Genomic DNA, 16,171 nt, shown 5'->3' with positions numbered 1-16,171 from the left:
CCCGACCACGCCGCCGTGTCCCCGTCCGCCGCGCCCCGGCCCGCCCATGACGAAAGGCGGGCCGGGGGCCCTTCGCTCCGTCAGGATGGCCGTATGGGATTCCACGTCGATTCCGAGACCGGGCGGCTGCGCCGCGTCATCCTGCACCGGCCCGATCTGGAGCTGAAGCGGCTGACGCCGACCAACAAGGACGCGCTGCTCTTCGACGACGTGCTGTGGGTGCGCCGGGCGCGGCAGGAGCACGACGGGTTCGCGGACGTGCTGCGGGACCGGGGGGTGGTGGTGCACCTCTTCGGGGACCTGCTGAGGGAGTCCCTGGACGTGCCCGTGGCCCGCGCCCTGATCCTGGACCGGGTCTTCGACGAGAAGGAGTACGGGCCGCTGGCCGCCGACCACATCCGGGCCGCGTTCGACTCGCTGGAAGCGGGCGCGCTGGCCGAGGCGCTGGTCGGGGGGATGACGAAGCGGGAGTTCCTGGCGGCGCACCGGGAGCCGACGTCGGTGCGGTTCCACGCGCTGGACCTGGACGACTTCGTGCTGGGTCCGCTGCCGAACCACCTGTTCACCCGGGACACCTCGGCGTGGATCTACGACGGCGTGTCGATCAACGCGATGCGCTGGCCCGCGCGGCAGCGCGAGACCGTGCACTTCGAGGCGATCTACCGGCACCACCCGCTCTTCACGGGGGTGCGGGCGGGGCCGTTCCACCAGTGGTCGCAGGGGCAGGCGGACTATCCGTCGACGATCGAGGGCGGGGACGTCCTCGTCATCGGGAACGGCGCCGTGCTCATCGGGATGAGCGAGCGGACGACCCCGCAGGCGGTGGAGATGCTGGCCCGGCGCATGTTCGAGGCCGGTTCGGCACGGGTGATCGTCGCCCTCGACATGCCGAAGCGGCGCGCGTTCATGCACCTGGACACGGTGATGACGATGGTGGACCAGGACACGTTCACGCAGTACGCGGGGCTGGGGATGCTCCGCTCGTACACGATCGAGCCGGGGGACGGGGGCCGGTCGCTGCGGGTGACGGACCGGCCGCCGGAGCGGATGCACAGCGCGATCGCGGCGGCCCTCGGCCTCCAGGAGATCCGGGTCCTCACCGCGACGCAGGACGTGCACGCGGCGGAGCGCGAGCAGTGGGACGACGGGTGCAACGTGCTGGCGGTGGAGCCGGGAGTGGTGGTGGCGTACGAGCGGAACGTCACCACCAACACGCATCTGCGGAAGCGGGGCATCGAGGTGATCGAGATCCCCGGCAGCGAGCTGGGCCGGGGGAGGGGCGGGCCGCGCTGCATGAGCTGTCCGGTGGAGCGGGACGCGTCCTGAGGGCCGGGGGCACGGAAAGGGGCTGTATATAAATGTTGAAGTATGTATACACTTCCAGGATCCTGGCCGTCGTCCCCCGACCGCCGTCCCCCGACCCGTACCCCAGGAGCGCGTCCCATGGCCACAGACCTCATCGGCCGCCACTTCCTCAAGGAGCTGGACTTCACCGCCGAGGAGTTCCGCGGCCTGATCGCGCTCTCCGCCGAGCTGAAGGCGGCCAAGAAGGCGGGTGCCGAGGTCCAGCGGCTGCGCGGCAGGAACATCGCCCTGATCTTCGAGAAGACCTCGACCCGCACCCGCTGCGCCTTCGAGGTGGCCGCCGCCGACCAGGGCGCCTCCACCACCTATCTCGACCCCTCCGGCTCCCAGATGGGCCACAAGGAGTCCGTCAAGGACACCGCCCGGGTCCTCGGCCGCATGTTCGACGGCATCGAGTACCGGGGCGACAGCCAGGCGGCGGTCGAGGACCTCGCGGCCTTCTCCGGCGTGCCCGTCTTCAACGGTCTCACCGACGACTGGCACCCCACCCAGATGCTCGCCGACGTCCTCACCATGACCGAGCACACCGACAAGCCACTGGACCGGATCGCCTTCGCCTACCTCGGCGACGCCCGCTTCAACATGGGCAACTCCTATCTGATCACCGGCGCGCTGCTCGGTATGGACGTGCGGATCGTGGCCCCGGAGGCGTACTGGCCGGGCACGGAGGTCGTCGCCCGTGCCCGGCAGCTGGCCGTGACCAGCGGCGCCACTGTCACCCTCACCGAGGACGTGGCCGAGGGCGTCGCGGGCGCCGACTTCGTCGCCACCGACGTCTGGGTCTCCATGGGGGAGCCCAAGGAGGTGTGGGACGAGCGGATCGCCGCCCTCGCCCCGTACTCCGTGACCATGGACGTGCTGCGCGCCACCGGGAACCCGGACGTCGGCTTCCTGCACTGCCTGCCCGCCTTCCACGACCTGGGCACGGCCGTCGGGCGGGACATCCACGCCCGGCACGGACTGACCGAGCTGGAGGTCTCCGACGAGGTCTTCGAGTCGGCCCACTCGGTCGTCTTCGACGAGGCGGAGAACAGGATGCACACGATCAAGGCGGTCCTGGTCGCCACGATGGCCGGTGGCCCGCTCCCCGGACTCCCCGCGCTCCCGGCGGAGCCCGGCGGTCCGGACGCCGCGCTCTAGAGGCGCGCGGAAGCGCTTCGAGGCCCGGCGAAGGGCGTCGAAGTCCGGCGAAGCGCTTCGAGGCCCGACGAAGGGCGCCGAGGTCCGGCGAAGCACTTCGACGGCATACTTTTGCGCCCGATTGGGTGAATATGCGCGACGCGGTTTACGATCGCGTTCCTCAGGGGGGTTCCGGCGGATATGCCCGAACCCCCCTTTCGCGTGCGCCACCAGAGATGAGAACCACCGCATGACCCCGTCCGCCCCACGGAGCACCACCCGCCGGAGGACCGCCTCCCCCCGGCGGATCAAGAGCCCGCAGCAACTCCTCGCGGAGTCGGGCGCCGACCTGGAGGGCCACGGCCTCAGGCGCACCATGGGCCTCTTCCAGCTCGTGTGCTTCGGCATCGGCGCGATCGTCGGCACCGGCATCTTCGTCGGGCTCTCCGACAGCGTCGCCGAGGCGGGGCCCGCGGTCGTCGTCTCCTTCGTCCTCGCCGCGATCACCTGCGTCTTCACCGCCTTCTCCTTCGCGGAGCTGGGCGGCGCGATCCCGGTGTCCGGCTCCTCCTACTCCTTCGCCTACGCGAGCCTCGGCGAGCGGACCGCCTTCCTCGTCGGCTGGTGCCTGCTCCTGGAGTACGGCGTCTCCGTCTCGGCCGTCGCCGTCGGCTGGAGCCAGTACCTCAACGAACTGCTCGACAGCCTCGTCGGCTGGCGCCTGCCCGCCGCGCTCTCCGCGGGCCCCGCCGACGGCGGAGCGGTCAACCTGCCCGCCGTGGTCGTGATCCTGCTCGCCGCGACCCTCCTCGTGCGCGGAGTGCGGGAGAGCGCGCGGGCCACCGCCGCGATGGCGATCCTCAAGATCGGCATCCTGATCGTCTTCTGCGCCATCGGCTTCTCCGCCTTCCAGGACGGCAACCTCTCGCCGTTCGCCGGAGCCGGGCTCGGCGGGATCACGGCGGGCGCTTCGGTGGCCTTCTTCTCGTACATCGGCTTCGACGCGATCACCACGGCGGGGGAGGAGGTCAAGGACCCGCGCCGGAACATCCCGATCGCCATCCTGGTCTGCATCGGCGTCGTCACCCTGCTGTACTGCGCCGTCGCGCTCGCCGCGATCGGAGCCCTCGGCGCCGACGAGGTGGCCGGCCGTCCGGCCGCGCTCTCGGTCGTCGTCGACCAGGTCACCGGCTCCTCGGTCGGCGGCGGGATCATCGCCTTCGGCGCGGTCGTCGCCATCGCGTCCGTCGTCCTCGCGGTGATGTACGGGCAGACCCGCATCCTGATGTCGATGTCCCGCGACGGGCTCGTCCCCCGGGTCTTCGAGCGGGTCTCCCCGAAGTCGGCGACGCCGGTCGCCAACACCTGGATCGTGGCCGCCGTCTTCGCCGTCCCGGCCGCCTTCGTACCGCTCGACGTGGTCGTCAACCTGACCACCATCGGCACCCTGGCCATCATGGCGGCCGTCAACCTCGCCGTGATGGTGCTGCGCCGCCGCGACCCGGAGCTGCCGCGCTCCTTCCGGGTGCCGTTCTTCCCCCTGAGCCCGATCCTCGGGATCGGCTTCTGCCTCTATCTGATCTGGGGCACCGGCTGGACGACCTGGGTCCAGTTCGTGGTCTTCCTGGCCGTCGGCTCGCTCGTGTACGCGGGATACGGGCGGCGCCACTCGCGCCTGGCCGTCACCGCTCCGAGCGCGGACGCGGGGCCGGGATCGCGGGGAGCGTGAACCAGACCGCCTTGCCGTGCGCGGTGGGGCGGTGCCCGCAGTCGCTGCTGAGCGCCCGGATGAGGAGGAGGCCGCGGCCGTGCTCCTGCCAGGGGTCGACCTCGGTCTCCGGGTCGGGGCAGACGAGCTGACCGGGGCGGGCGGGCTCGGCGTCGTGGACCTCGATCTGACAGCCGCCGGGCGCCGCGAACAGCTCGACGACCAGCTCGATGGGGCCCCGGCCCGCGGTGTGCTCGACGGCGTTGGCGACCAGCTCGGCGGTGAGGAGTTCGGCGGTGTCGCGGTCCGGGCGGCCGGTGGCGGCGGGGTCGATGTCGGCGAGCGCGGTACGGATCAGGGCGCGGGCGAGCGGTACGGCGGCGGTCGTGTGGGGCAGCTCGACGCGCCAGGACGCGGTGGCGTCCGTTCCGGAGCCGTCCGGGGCTCCGGCGGTACGGGCGGCTCCACGGGCGCTTCCCGCCCCGGTGGGACCGCCGGTGCGGCCGTCTCCTGAGGTACGGGCGGCGCGACCGGTGCTGGTGGTGCTGCTGATGTCGTCGGTGGCGGCGTGGACGGACGGTCCGTCGGCCTCGGGCATGGTGCGGGCTCCCTTCGCCGGAGGGGCGGGTGGGCGATGACCACCCAGACGTCCCGGTTTCAACCTTACGAGGTGCAATCCACAAGTCCAGAGTCGCCTCTCCCGCCCCGAGGGGGACCTCGGTCGCGGGCCGGGAGGACCTTGGATGCCGCCCTACGGACGTCGCCCGCCCTCTATCGCGTACTCATGACGACAGTCACAGATGAGTGATACCCTCCGGGAGGAGGAAGGAGGCCGTTCCGGATGAGCCCCTTTACCGGTTCCGCGCCCCGCACCGAGGAATGGCGGCATCTGCGCCTCACCGTCGACCGGGGCGTCGCCACCGTCACCCTCGCCCGCCCCGCGAAGCTCAACGCCCTCACCTTCGGCGCCTACGCCGACCTGCGCGACCTCCTCGCCGAGCTGTCCCGCGAGCGGTCCGTGCGCGCCCTCGTCCTGGACGGCGAGGGCCGGGGCTTCTGCTCCGGCGGCGACGTCGACGAGATCATCGGCGCCACCCTCGCCCTCGACACGGCCCAGCTCCTCGACTTCAACCGGATGACCGGCCAGGTCGTCCGGGCCCTGCGCGAATGCCCCTTCCCCGTCGTCGCCGCCCTCCACGGAGTCGCCGCCGGAGCCGGAGCCGTCCTCGCCCTCGCCGCCGACTTCCGGGTCGCCGACCCCACCACCCGCTTCGCCTTCCTCTTCACCCGCGTCGGACTCTCCGGCGGCGACATGGGCGCCGCCTATCTGCTGCCCCGGGTCGTCGGGCTCGGCCACGCGACCCGCCTCCTCATGCTGGGCGAACCCGTCCACGCCGCCGAGGCCGACCGCATCGGGCTGCTCTCCGAACTGACCGAGCAGGGCCGGGCGGGCGAGCGGGCCACCGCCCTGGCCCGGCGCCTCGCCGACGGCCCCGCCCTGGCCCTCGCCCAGACCAAGGCCCTGCTCACCGCCGAACTCGACATGCCGCTCGCCGCCTCCGTCGAACTGGACGCGGCGACCCAGGCGCTCCTGATGAACGGCGCGGACTACGCCGAGTTCCACGCCGCCTTCACCGAGAAGCGCCCCCCGAACTGGCGGGGGTGCTGACGGTGCCGCCCCCCGAGGGCACCGCCGCCGCCCCCCGCGCCCCGTCCCGTACGGCCCCGGGAGGCGACGGAGCCCCCTCCCGCCCCGGCACCGAAGACGGCCGAGCGTCTTCCCGCCCCGCCCCCGCCGACGGCAGCGCGCCTTCCCGCCCCGGCCCCTCCCGGATCGCCGTCGTCGGCGGCGGGCCCGGCGGGCTCTACGCCGCCGCCCTGCTCAAACGGTCCGACCCCGCCCGAGAGGTCACCGTCTGGGAGCGGAACGCGCCCTCCGACACCTTCGGCTTCGGAGTCGTCCTCTCCGACGAGACCCTCGGCGGCATCGGCGACGCCGACCCCGTCGTCCACGAGGCACTCACCCGCGCCCTCGTCCGCTGGGACGACATCGACGTCGTCCACCGGGGCCACCGCACCACCTCCACCGGCCACGGCTTCGCCGCCCTCGGCCGCCGCGGGCTCCTGGAGATCCTCCAGAACCGCTGCGCCGACCTGGACGTACGGCTCCGCTTCCGTACCGAGGCCCCGCCCGCCGCCGACCTCGCCGCCACCCACGACCTGGTCGTCGCCGCCGACGGCGTCCACAGCCGCACCCGCGAGGCCCACGCCGACCACTTCCGGCCCCGGATCACCACCCACCGCTGCCGGTACCTCTGGCTCGCCGCCGACTTCCCCTTCGAGGCGTTCCGCTTCGAGATCGCGGAGACCCGGCACGGCGTCATGCAACTGCACGCCTACCCCTACGAGGCGGACGCCTCCACCGTCATCGTGGAGATGCGAGAGGAGGTCTGGCGGGCGGCGGGCTTCGACATGATGGACGAGGCCGAATCGGCGGCCCGCTGCGCCAGGATCTTCGCCGAGGCCCTCGGCGGCCGGCCCCTGCGCTCCCACCGCTCCGCCTGGACCGCCTTCCGCACCGTCGTCAACACCCACTGGTCGTACGGGAACACCGTCCTCATCGGCGACGCCGCCCACACCGCGCACTTCTCCATCGGCTCCGGCACCAAACTCGCCGTCGAGGACGCCGTCTGCCTGGCCCGTGCCCTCGGCGCGCACCCCGCGCTCCCCGAGGCCCTCGCCGCCTACGAGACCGAGCGCCGTCCCGTCGTCGAGTCCACCCAGCGCGCCGCGACCGCCAGCCTGCGCTGGTTCGAGGACCTCGCCGAGCACGTCGACCGCCCGCCCCGGCGCTTCGCCTTCGACCTGCTCACCCGCAGCCGCCGGGTCACCCACGCCAACCTCCGGCTCCGCGACCCCGCCTTCACGGCCACCGTCGAACGCGACTTCGGCTGCCCGCCCGGCACCCCGCCCATGTTCACCCCGTTCCGGCTGCGCGGACTGACCCTCCGCAACCGGATCGTGGTGTCCCCCATGGACATGTACGTCGCCGAGGACGGCGTCCCCGGCGACTTCCACCTCGTCCACCTCGGCTCCCGCGCCCTCGGCGGCGCCGGACTCGTCATGACGGAAATGGTCTGCGTCAGCCCCGGGGGCCGCATCACCCCCGGCTGCACCGGTCTGTGGAACGACGGACAGGCCGACGCCTGGGCCCGGATCACCGCCTTCGTCCACGAACGGGCCCCCGGCACCGCCCTCGGCGTCCAGCTCGGCCACGCGGGCCGCAAGGGCTCCACCCGGCGCATGTGGGAGGGCATCGACCAGCCCCTGCCCACCGGCAACTGGCCCCTCGTCGCCGCCTCGCCCCTGCCGTACCGGACCGGCGTCAACCAGGTGCCGCGCGCCCTCGACCGCGCCGGGCTCACCTCGGTGCGCGAGGAGTTCACCGCCGCCGCCCGCCGCGCCGCCCGCAGCGGCTTCGACCTCCTCGAACTGCACTGCGCCCACGGCTATCTGCTGTCCGGCTTCCTCTCCCCGCTCACCAACCACCGCACCGACGGCTACGGCGGCGACCTCGACGGCAGGCTCCGCTTCCCGCTCGAAGTCTTCGACGCGGTACGGGAGGTCTGGCCCGGGGACCGCCCGGCGACCGTCCGGATCTCGGCCACCGACTGGGCCGAGGGCGGCACCACGGAGGAGGAGGCCGTCGGCATCGCCCGCGCCTTCGCCGCGCACGGCGCCGACGCCGTGGACGTCTCCACCGGCCAGGTCGTCCCCCACGAGGCCCCCGCCTACGGACGCTCGTACCAGACGCCCTACGCCGACCGGATACGCGACCGGACGGGCGTCCCCGTGATCGCCGTCGGCGCGATCTCCTCCTGGGACGACGTCAACTCCCTGCTCCTGGCGGGCCGCGCCGACCTGTGCGCCCTGGCCCGCCCCCACCTCTACGACCCGCACTGGACCCTGCACGCGGCGGCCGAACAGGGCTACGAGGGCCCCGCCGCACCCTGGCCCGCCCCCTACCGGGCGGGCGACCGCCCGCCCCCCACGGGCCGCGGGTCCTGAGCGGCGCCGGTCGCGGCCCCGCGTGAAGCCGGACCCGCACGGAGCCGGAGCCGTACGGACGGGGTCATCGACCGAGGAACGCGGAGTCCGAGGGGCGCGGGACAGGTCTCGGCCGGGTGCTCACGGCGCGTCCCCGGTCAGGAACGGGCGCACGTACTCCTCGCCCCCGGCCCGCAGCAGTTCGTGCAGGGCGGCGAAGACCTCGGCCGAGCGGCGGCCCGGCCAGTCGTCCGGGAGCAGCTCCGCCGGGAGGACCGGGTCGGCGTACGGCAGCCTGCGCCAGGAGTCGAGGGCCAGCAGATGGTCCCGGTAGGCGTCCTCGGGTCCCGCCGGGGCGGTCCGCCAGGCCCGTAGCACCGGCTCGTGCGCGGCCAGGAACTCCTCGTGGAGCCCGGCGACGGCGGGCAGGTCCCACCAGCGGGCCACCGCCCCGGCGGTCGCCGCGTACCCCAGGTGGTCGCCCCGGAAGAGGTCCACGTAGGAGGAGAGCCCGAGGCGTTCCAGGGCGTTGCGGGTCTCCTCGTAGAGGCGCGCGGGCGCGATCCAGACGCCCGGTGCCGCCGTGCCGAAGCCGAGCCTGCCCAGCCGGGAGCGCAGCAGGTGCCGCTTGTGCCGTTCGGCCTCGGGCACGGAGAAGACGGCGAGCACCCAGCCCTCGGACAGCTTGGGCTCGGTGCGGGCGTAGATGCGCCGGTCGCCGTCGTCGAGGAGCCTGCGGGCGTCCTCGGAGAGGGCGTATCCGGCGGCCCCGTCGGCGGTCCTGCCCGGCAGCAGCAGTCCGCGCCGCTTCAGCCGGGACACCGAGGAGCGCACCGAGGGCGCGTCCACGCCGAGGACCCCGAGCAGCCTGATGAGCCCGGCCACCGGCAGGGGGGAGCCGTCGGGGGTACGGCCGTAGGCGCCGTAGAGGGAGACGATCAGGGATCGGGGGGTGTGCTGCTCGGCCACGTGATCACTTTAGGGGGTGTCCGTGCCGGGCGCGCCCGGCCGAGGCGGGTCCCGGGGAGCGGATCGGGGCCGGTCAGGCCGGGTCGCGCAGCCGGAAGCGCTGGAGCTTGCCGGTCGCGGTGCGGGGCAGGGCGTCCACGAAGACGATCTCGCGGGGGGACTTGTACGGGGCGAGCCGGGCGCGGACGAAGGCCCGCAGCGCGGCGGCGGTGCCCGCGTCGCGCGGCACCCCGTCCCGGATCACCGTGTAGGCCACGACGACCTGCCCGCGCAGTTCGTCGGGGCGGCCCACGACGGCGGTCTCGATCACGTCGGGGTGGTCCAGGAGGACCTCCTCGACCTGGGGTCCGGCGATGTTGTAGCCCGCCGAGATGATCATGTCGTCGGCGCGTGAGACGTACCGGAAGTAGCCGTCGGGATCGCGGACGTAGGTGTCTCCCGTGACGTTCCAGCCGTTGCGCACGTACTCCGTCTGGCGGGGGTCGGCCAGATAGCGGCAGCCCACCGGGCCGCGCACGGCCAGCAGCCCCTCCTCGCCGTCCGGGACGCCCCGGCCCTCGCGGTCGACGATCCTGGCCCGCCAGCCGGGGACCGGGCGGCCGGTGGCGCCGGGGCGGATGTCGCCGTCGGCGGCCGAGATGAAGATGTGCAGGAGTTCCGTGGCGCCGATGCCGTTGATGAGGCGGATCCCGGTGCGGGCGTACCAGGACTTCCAGGTGGCCTCCGGCAGGTTCTCCCCGGCGGAGACGCAGCGGCGCAGCGAGCCCAGGTCGGGCGCGGTGCCCTCGGTCAGCTCGTCCAGCATGACCCGGTAGGCGGTGGGGGCGGTGAAGAGCACCGACACCCGGTGCCGTTCGACCGCCGCGAGGAGCTGTTTCGGTCCGGCCTGTTCGAGGAGGACCGTGCTCGCCCCGGCCCGCAGGGGGAAGACGACGAGCCCGCCGAGGCCGAACGTGAAGGCGAGCGGCGGCGAACCGGCGAAGACGTCGTCGGGCCCCGGGCGCAGGACGTGCGCGGAGAAGGTGTCGGCGACCGCCAGGACGTCCCGGTGGAAGTGGACGCAGCCCTTGGGGCGGCCGGTGGTGCCGGAGGTGAAGGCGATGAGGGCCACGTCGTCGGCGGCGGTCGGCACGGCCCGGTAGCGGCCGGGGCGGCGGGCGGCGAGGGCGAGCAGGTCGTCCGGACCGTCCCCGCCGAAGGGGGTGACGCGGAGCCCGGGGACACGGGCGGCGAGCAGCTCGTCGACCGTGTGGGCGTCGCAGAGGGCGTGGGTGCAGCGGGCGGCCTCGGCCATCACGGCGAGCTCGGGGGCGCGCTGCTGGGCGAGGACGGTCACCGCGACCGCCCCCGCCTTCATCACGGCGAGCCAGCAGGCGGCCAGCCAGGGGGTGGTGGGCCCGCGGAGCAGGACCCGGTTGCCGGGCAGGACCCGCAGGTCGGAGGTGAGGACGTGGGCGATGCGGTCGACGCGGTCGCTGAGCTGTCCGTAGCTCCAGACGCCGCCGTCGCCGTCCCGGAAGGCGGGCCGGTCGGGGCCGAAGCGTTCCACCGTGCGGTCGAGGAGTTCCGTCCCGCAGTTGAGCCGGTCGGGGTACGCCAGCTCGGGGAGGTCGAAGACGAGGCGGGGCCACTGGTCCGGCGGGGGGAGCCGGTCGCGGGCGAAGGTGTCGAGGTGGGCCGAGGGTGTCAGCTCCATGAGTCCGTCCCCCTGTCGTGGTGGGGTCGCACATCGCTCCAGGAGCGTATCGTGTTGGTGACGACAGTCAACGGTTCGCTACAGATGGAGGGGACCGGGTCCGTGCCGCCGCCCCGCCGGGTGCGGGCGCGGCACCCCGGACCACCCTGACGGAGGAGCCGTCCGGCGCCCGGAGGAGAGCGCCGGACGGCACGGGGACGGAGACGCCCGAGGGCGTCGGAGAGGGCCCACATGCCCGCATTCTCGCTCGATCCCGCACAGATCACCTGGTGTGCGGAGCTCCGTGCCCTCACGGACACCCGCCTGCGGCCCCTCGCCGAACGCGGCGAACCCGGCCGGGTCAACCGCCCCCTCCTCGCCGCCCTCGGCGAGCTGGGCCTGCTCGCCCGGCTCTTCGACTCCGGCGCCCTCGGCCTCTGCCTCCTGCGGGAGAGCCTCGCCCGCGTCTGCACCGAGGCGGAGACCGCCCTCGCCCTCCAGGGCCTCGGCGGCCATCCCGTCGCCGCCTTCGGCAGCCCCGCCCAGCGGGCCCGCTGGCTCCCCGGGATCACCTCGGGCCGGGCCGTCGCCGCCTTCGCGCTCTCCGAACCGGGCGCGGGCTCCGACGCCGCCGCCCTCGCCCTCGACGCCGTCCCCGACGGACACGGCGGCTGGCGCCTCCACGGCGAGAAACGGTGGATCTCCAACGCCCCCGAGGCCGATGTCGCCACCGTCTTCGCCCGCACCACCCGGGGCGCCGGGGCCCGGGGCGTCACCGCCTTCCTGGTCCCCGCCGACCGTCCGGGACTCGGCGGCGAACCGCTCGACATGCTCGCCCCGCACGCCCTCGGCACCCTCACCTTCGACGGCGTCCCCGTCGGCCCCGAGGACCTCCTCGGCGCCCCCGACCGGGGCTTCCGGGTCGCCATGGGCACCCTCAACCTCTTCCGCCCCAGCGTCGGCGCCTTCGCCGTCGGCATGGCCCAGGCGGCCCTCGACGCGACCCTCGCCCACACCGCGGCCCGCCCCGCCTTCGGCGGCGTCCTGCGCGACCTCCAGTCCGTCGCCCACCAGGTCGCCGAGATGGCCACCCGGACCGAGGCCGCCCGCCTCCTCGTCTACGCGGCGGCCACCGCGTACGACGAGGGCGACCCCGACGTCCCCCGGCGCTCCGCCATGGCCAAGCTCCTCGCCACCGAGACCGCCCAGTACGTCGTCGACGCCGCCGTCCAGCTCCACGGCGCCCGCGCCCTGCAACGCGGCCACCTCCTCGAACACCTCTACCGGGAGGTCCGCGCGCCCCGGATCTACGAGGGCGCCACCGAGGTCCAGCGCACGATCATCGCGAAGGAGCTGTACGGGTCCCTGACGGGGACGGCCGTACGGGACGGAGCCGAGGGGGCACGGCCCGCCGACGGGCCCGCCGCCAACTTCGCTGGGCCCGCCGCCACCTCCGTTGGGCCCGCCGCCGCTCCGGCTGGGCCCGCTACCGCCCCTGTTGGGCCCGCCACCGCTCCCGACGGGCCCGCTACCGCCTCCGCTGGGCCCGCCGTCACCTCCATTGGACCCGCCGCCGCCCCCGCTGGGCCCGCCGCCCCGCCCGGGGCTGGTGGACGCGAGGGGGCCGCCGCCCACGATCCAGGCCCGCCCGGGGTCGCCGCCCCAGGGCGCCGCCCGCCCGCACCCCACCGTCGCCAGGAGGAGCCGTCCCCGTGAGCCTGCACCGGCACAACCCCGCCGAGCTGTCCCCGCCCGCCGGGTTCTCGCACGCCGTCACGGCGACCGGCACCCGGCTCGTCTTCCTCGCCGGACAGACCGCGCTCGACCAGCAGGGGAAGATCGTCGGGGACACCCTCACCGAGCAGTTCACCACCGCCCTGGGCAACCTCCTCACCGCGCTCCGCCACGCCGGAGGCGCCCCCGCCGACCTCGCCCGCGTCACCGTCTACACCACCGACGTCGACGACTACCGCGCCCACGCCCCCGAACTCGGCCGGATCTGGCGCCGGTTGGCGGGCCGCGACTATCCGGCCATGGCCGTGATCGGAGTCGTACGGCTCTGGGACGAACAGGCCAGGGTCGAGCTGGACGGCTTCGCGGTCCTGGACGAACCCGGCCCCGCTTGATCGACTGGTCCGCCCTCCGGGGCGGGCTTAGGGTCGAGAGGTGGACCGACCGGCCCACGGCTCCCTCCCCGAGGGCGCGATGCGCCATGACCAGCGATGACCGGCAGTAGCCCCGCGCCGAAGACAGCCGCCGCCCGACCCCGGCGGGGCGGGGACGGCAAGGGCATCGCCCTGTTCGTCATCGCCTCCTGCCAGCTGATGGTGGTCCTCGACATCACCATCGTGAACATCGCGCTCCCGCACATCGAGACCGCCCTGAACTTCTCCACCACCAACCTCTCCTGGGTCGTCAACGCCTACACCCTCACCTTCGGCGGACTGCTGCTCCTCGGCGGACGCGCGGGCGACATCCTCGGCCGCCGCCGGGTCTTCGTCTTCGGCGTGCTGCTCTTCGGACTCGCCTCCCTGCTCGGCGGGTTCTCCCAGACGTCCTGGCAACTCCTCGCGGCCCGCGCCGTGCAGGGCGTGGGCGGCGCGATCGCCTCGCCGACGGCGCTCTCGCTGATCACCACGACCTTCGAGGAGGGCCCCGAACGCAACCGGGCGTTCGGAGTCTTCTCGGGCGTCTCGGCGGCGGGAAGCGCGATCGGCCTGCTGGCCGGAGGCGTCCTCGTCGAATGGCTCGACTGGCGCTGGGTGTTCTTCGTGAACGTCCCGATCGCCCTGCTCATCGCCTTCCTGACGCCACGTCACGTCAAGGAGTCCGAGCGCCGCCCCGGCAACTTCGACCTGGCGGGCGCGTTCACCTCGACCCTCGGCATGGTGTCCCTGGTGTACGGCTTCATCCGCGCCGCCCAGCGGGGATGGAGCGACCCTTACACGATCGGCTCTTTCGTGGCGGCGGCCGTCCTGCTGGCCGCCTTCGTCCTGGTGGAACGCCGCTCCCGGCAGCCGATCACCCCGCTGCACATGTTCGCCGACCGCAACAGGGCGGGCACCTACGGCATCATGCTCTGTCTGTCCGCGTCCATCTTCGGCGTGTTCTTCTTCCTGACGCTCTTCGTACAGACCGTCCTCGGCTTCAGCCCGCTGCGGGCCGGTCTCGCCTTCCTGCCGGTCAGCGCCATGATCGCCGTCCTCGCCGGGATCACCTCCCAACTGCTGCCCCGGTACGGGCCCAAACCCTTCATCGTGGTGGGCTCGGTCCTCCTGGCGTCGGGCCTGTCCTGGCTGACCCAGACCGGTGTGCACTCCACGTACCTGGGCAGCATCCTCGGACCGATGCTGGTCCTCAGCGCGGGCATGGGCATGATGTTCGTCTCGCTGACCCTGATGGCGCTCTCCGGGATCGCCCCCAAGGAGGCGGGCGCGGGCTCCGGACTCCTCAACGCGACGCAACAGGTGGGTGGTTCACTGGGCCTGTCCATCCTGGTCACGGTCTTCGGCACCGCCAGCCGCAACGAGGCCGACCGGCAGGTGCCCGCCTTCCTCGCCCAGGCGAACCCCCTGGAGAAGGCCCAGTTCGCCAGGACCGGCCAACTGCCCCCGGAATGGGGCAACCAGATCCTCACCTCCGGTGTCTCGGCGGGCTTCGTCGTGGCGGCGGTCTTCGCCGCCGTCGCCCTCGTGATCGCCCTCCTCGCCATCCAGGTCCGCCCCTCCGACCTCGAACGCCTGAAGGGCACGGGCCCGATGCCGGGCGGCTGACCCGCCGAAGACCCGCCTTCGCGCTGTCGGCACGGGCCCGGGACGGCTCATGACGGCGAGGGCCCGCACCCCCCTTCCGGGGAGCACGGGCCCTGGTCCGTTCCGGTGGCGTGTCCAGCCCTAGAAGAAGGTCCCCTGCCCTTCCTCGTCCGACTCCACCGTGTACAAGGGACGTTCCTCGATTCCCAGCGTCCGCATCAGCGGAGTCGTCGGCACGCGGTACATGCCACCGACCCGGAGCACAGGACAGGGGAACTGCCCCAGCCGGTTCAACCGGTACGCGGTCGCCAGCCCGATGCCGAGGGCGCGAGCAGCCGTACGCATGTCGGTCGAGACCGGCAGCTCGAACATCTCGGTGAAGCCGAGCCCGCGCTCGACCGGGCGCTTCACGCCGGCCTCGCGGTGGGACGAATGGGCAGGGTGCCCACACGGCGTCCCGAGCGGCGCCTGCGAGAACCACGGCACGGCGGGTGCGCCCCGTCCTCGTCGCAGGGATCGGCGAGGGCCGAGCCCCTCAGGTGTTCGGTGCGTACGCGGAAGCGCAGCGAGGCACGCGATCCTTCCGGTCCGTTCACCCTGTCGACCCGTACGTCCAGTTCCTGAGGGGACTCCGGGGATTCCGGAGCGTCGTACACGGACCTGATGGCCTGCTCCTCGGTGATGCGCTCGACCCGTGTGGAAGGAAGCTCGCGGAGTCCGGAACGGGCGTACGCCCAAGCCCTGTTGCGAGCCGCCTTGAGCAGGGGCGAGACGGAGGCGGGAGTCGCGGACTCCGAGGACGCGAGCTCTTCGAACACGGCCATCGCCATCTCCGATTCCACATCGCCCAGTTCCGCTCGCATCCGCCCGCTGATGCGGTGTGCCGTGCGGGCCAACTGAGGCAGAGCGAGCCAGAGCACCAGGAGCCGGGCTGTTCCGTGCGGAGTGGAGTCGGTCCGGGCGGCGCTCAGCGTCGCGGCCCAGACGGCGTCGGAGAGCTGAGGAGTGCTGGCCGGCCCGTACAGGGCGTCGTGGGCCTCCTCGGGGGTGAGTTCGACCGGCTGAGCACCGGAGGCTCCGGCGGGGAGCTTCACCAACGCCTCGTCTTTGATCCGAGGGTTGGCGAAGTGCTGCCTCACAGAGGTGAAGACACTTGCGGAAGGTGCATATGTCATGAAGATCCTCTTGTTGGCTGGAGATGCTGCCGAATCAGTGCGATGGAAGGGGTGAAGAGCCGCCCTCCCCGACTGGACAAAACGGTCAACTGTCACAGGGGCCCCACATTTGTTCACCTGTGGTCGATGGCGCGTGTGTCGGTGGACACCTGATGTCGCTGGCTCTTGATTTGAAGAGGGGGGGTGAGAGCGGGGGATGCCCGGGGGTCGGCCGATGGTCGGACGTGAACCCGGGGGCCGCGGAGGGCGCCCGCCTGAAGGACGGGGGCCCTCCGCGCCCGGAGCCGTTGGCCCCGGGGACCCGAGGTCAGGCCGAGTTGGAGGAGGTTGAGGTCGGGTTCTCGGTCTGGGGGGTCGTCGG

Annotated in this window: 12 protein-coding genes and 1 pseudogene; 8 read left to right on the top strand and 5 right to left on the bottom strand. The window is 73.2% G+C overall.

All coding sequences use genetic code 11. The features are described 5' to 3' along the window. Positions 1 to 93: 93 nt before the first annotated feature. The 3 genes from ACFXGN_RS13075 (at position 94) to ACFXGN_RS13065 (ending at position 4,213) form a co-directional block, all read left to right on the top strand. Positions 94 to 1,326 carry an arginine deiminase gene (locus ACFXGN_RS13075; protein ID WP_384857422.1) on the top strand — a complete coding sequence of 411 codons (1,233 nt, stop codon included), beginning with the start codon at positions 94 to 96 and terminating at the stop codon, positions 1,324 to 1,326. Between the two features lie 117 nt (positions 1,327 to 1,443). Further along, positions 1,444 to 2,505, top strand: coding sequence for an ornithine carbamoyltransferase (gene argF / locus ACFXGN_RS13070; RefSeq protein ID WP_384857419.1), 1,062 nt, complete (start codon positions 1,444 to 1,446; stop codon positions 2,503 to 2,505). Positions 2,506 to 2,734: 229 nt separating this feature from the next. After that, complete coding sequence (locus ACFXGN_RS13065) at positions 2,735 to 4,213, top strand: amino acid permease (RefSeq protein WP_384857416.1); 1,479 nt, start codon at positions 2,735 to 2,737, stop codon at positions 4,211 to 4,213. Here ACFXGN_RS13065 and ACFXGN_RS13060 read toward each other — a convergent pair. Further along, on the bottom strand, positions 4,167 to 4,589 hold the full coding sequence (locus tag ACFXGN_RS13060; RefSeq protein ID WP_384857747.1) for an ATP-binding protein: 423 nt from the start codon (positions 4,587 to 4,589) through the stop codon (positions 4,167 to 4,169). The two genes, ACFXGN_RS13065 and ACFXGN_RS13060, sit on opposite strands and share 47 nt — an antisense overlap. Before the next feature lie 444 nt (positions 4,590 to 5,033). Here ACFXGN_RS13060 and ACFXGN_RS13055 point away from each other — a divergent pair, with 444 nt between their 5' ends. Next, positions 5,034 to 5,861 carry an enoyl-CoA hydratase family protein gene (locus ACFXGN_RS13055; RefSeq protein WP_384857413.1) on the top strand — a complete coding sequence of 276 codons (828 nt, stop codon included), beginning with the start codon at positions 5,034 to 5,036 and terminating at the stop codon, positions 5,859 to 5,861. 164 nt (positions 5,862 to 6,025) lie between these two features. Next, positions 6,026 to 8,260: a bifunctional salicylyl-CoA 5-hydroxylase/oxidoreductase gene (locus ACFXGN_RS13050; protein WP_384857744.1), complete on the top strand. Its 2,235-nt coding sequence runs from the start codon at positions 6,026 to 6,028 to the stop codon at positions 8,258 to 8,260. Positions 8,261 to 8,380: 120 nt separating this feature from the next. Here the strand turns inward: ACFXGN_RS13050 and ACFXGN_RS13045 are convergent, their stop codons facing one another. Both ACFXGN_RS13045 and ACFXGN_RS13040 read right to left on the bottom strand, forming a co-directional pair. Then, a complete protein-coding gene (locus tag ACFXGN_RS13045) occupies positions 8,381 to 9,208 on the bottom strand; it encodes a PaaX family transcriptional regulator C-terminal domain-containing protein (protein ID WP_384857410.1) in 828 nt (275 codons plus the stop codon). Between the two features lie 73 nt (positions 9,209 to 9,281). Continuing rightward, positions 9,282 to 10,904 (bottom strand): AMP-binding protein, encoded by a 1,623-nt coding sequence (locus tag ACFXGN_RS13040; RefSeq protein ID WP_384857407.1) that lies wholly within the window; start codon positions 10,902 to 10,904, stop codon positions 9,282 to 9,284. Between the two features lie 231 nt (positions 10,905 to 11,135). On the opposite strand from ACFXGN_RS13040, the pseudogene ACFXGN_RS13035 reads away from it, so the two are divergent. The 3 genes and pseudogenes from ACFXGN_RS13035 to ACFXGN_RS13025 all read left to right on the top strand — a co-directional run. Next, positions 11,136 to 12,251: pseudogene (locus ACFXGN_RS13035) on the top strand (acyl-CoA dehydrogenase family protein); the annotation flags it as partial. Positions 12,252 to 12,595: 344 nt separating this feature from the next. Next, the gene (locus ACFXGN_RS13030; protein ID WP_384857405.1) at positions 12,596 to 13,009 is read left to right on the top strand and encodes a RidA family protein; all 414 of its coding nucleotides are present in this window, start codon (positions 12,596 to 12,598) and stop codon (positions 13,007 to 13,009) included. Positions 13,010 to 13,105: 96 nt separating this feature from the next. Next, on the top strand, positions 13,106 to 14,656 hold the full coding sequence (locus tag ACFXGN_RS13025; protein ID WP_384857402.1) for an MFS transporter: 1,551 nt from the start codon (positions 13,106 to 13,108) through the stop codon (positions 14,654 to 14,656). A gap of 120 nt (positions 14,657 to 14,776) precedes the next feature. Here the strand turns inward: ACFXGN_RS13025 and ACFXGN_RS13020 are convergent, their stop codons facing one another. Both ACFXGN_RS13020 and ACFXGN_RS13015 read right to left on the bottom strand, forming a co-directional pair. Beyond that, entirely contained in the window at positions 14,777 to 15,046 is a 270-nt protein-coding gene (locus ACFXGN_RS13020; protein ID WP_384857399.1) for a DNA-binding protein, read from the bottom strand. Further along, on the bottom strand, positions 15,043 to 15,729 hold the full coding sequence (locus ACFXGN_RS13015; protein WP_384857396.1) for a hypothetical protein: 687 nt from the start codon (positions 15,727 to 15,729) through the stop codon (positions 15,043 to 15,045). The genes ACFXGN_RS13020 and ACFXGN_RS13015 overlap by 4 nt, the downstream gene beginning before the upstream one ends. Positions 15,730 to 16,171: the final 442 nt, after the last annotated feature.

It is taken from the genome of Streptomyces sp. NPDC059247, from assembly GCF_042754005.1.
Taxonomy (GTDB): domain Bacteria; phylum Actinomycetota; class Actinomycetes; order Streptomycetales; family Streptomycetaceae; genus Streptomyces.
Note: the sequence above shows the minus strand (reverse complement) of the source record. Positions and strands in the feature narration are given on the sequence as shown.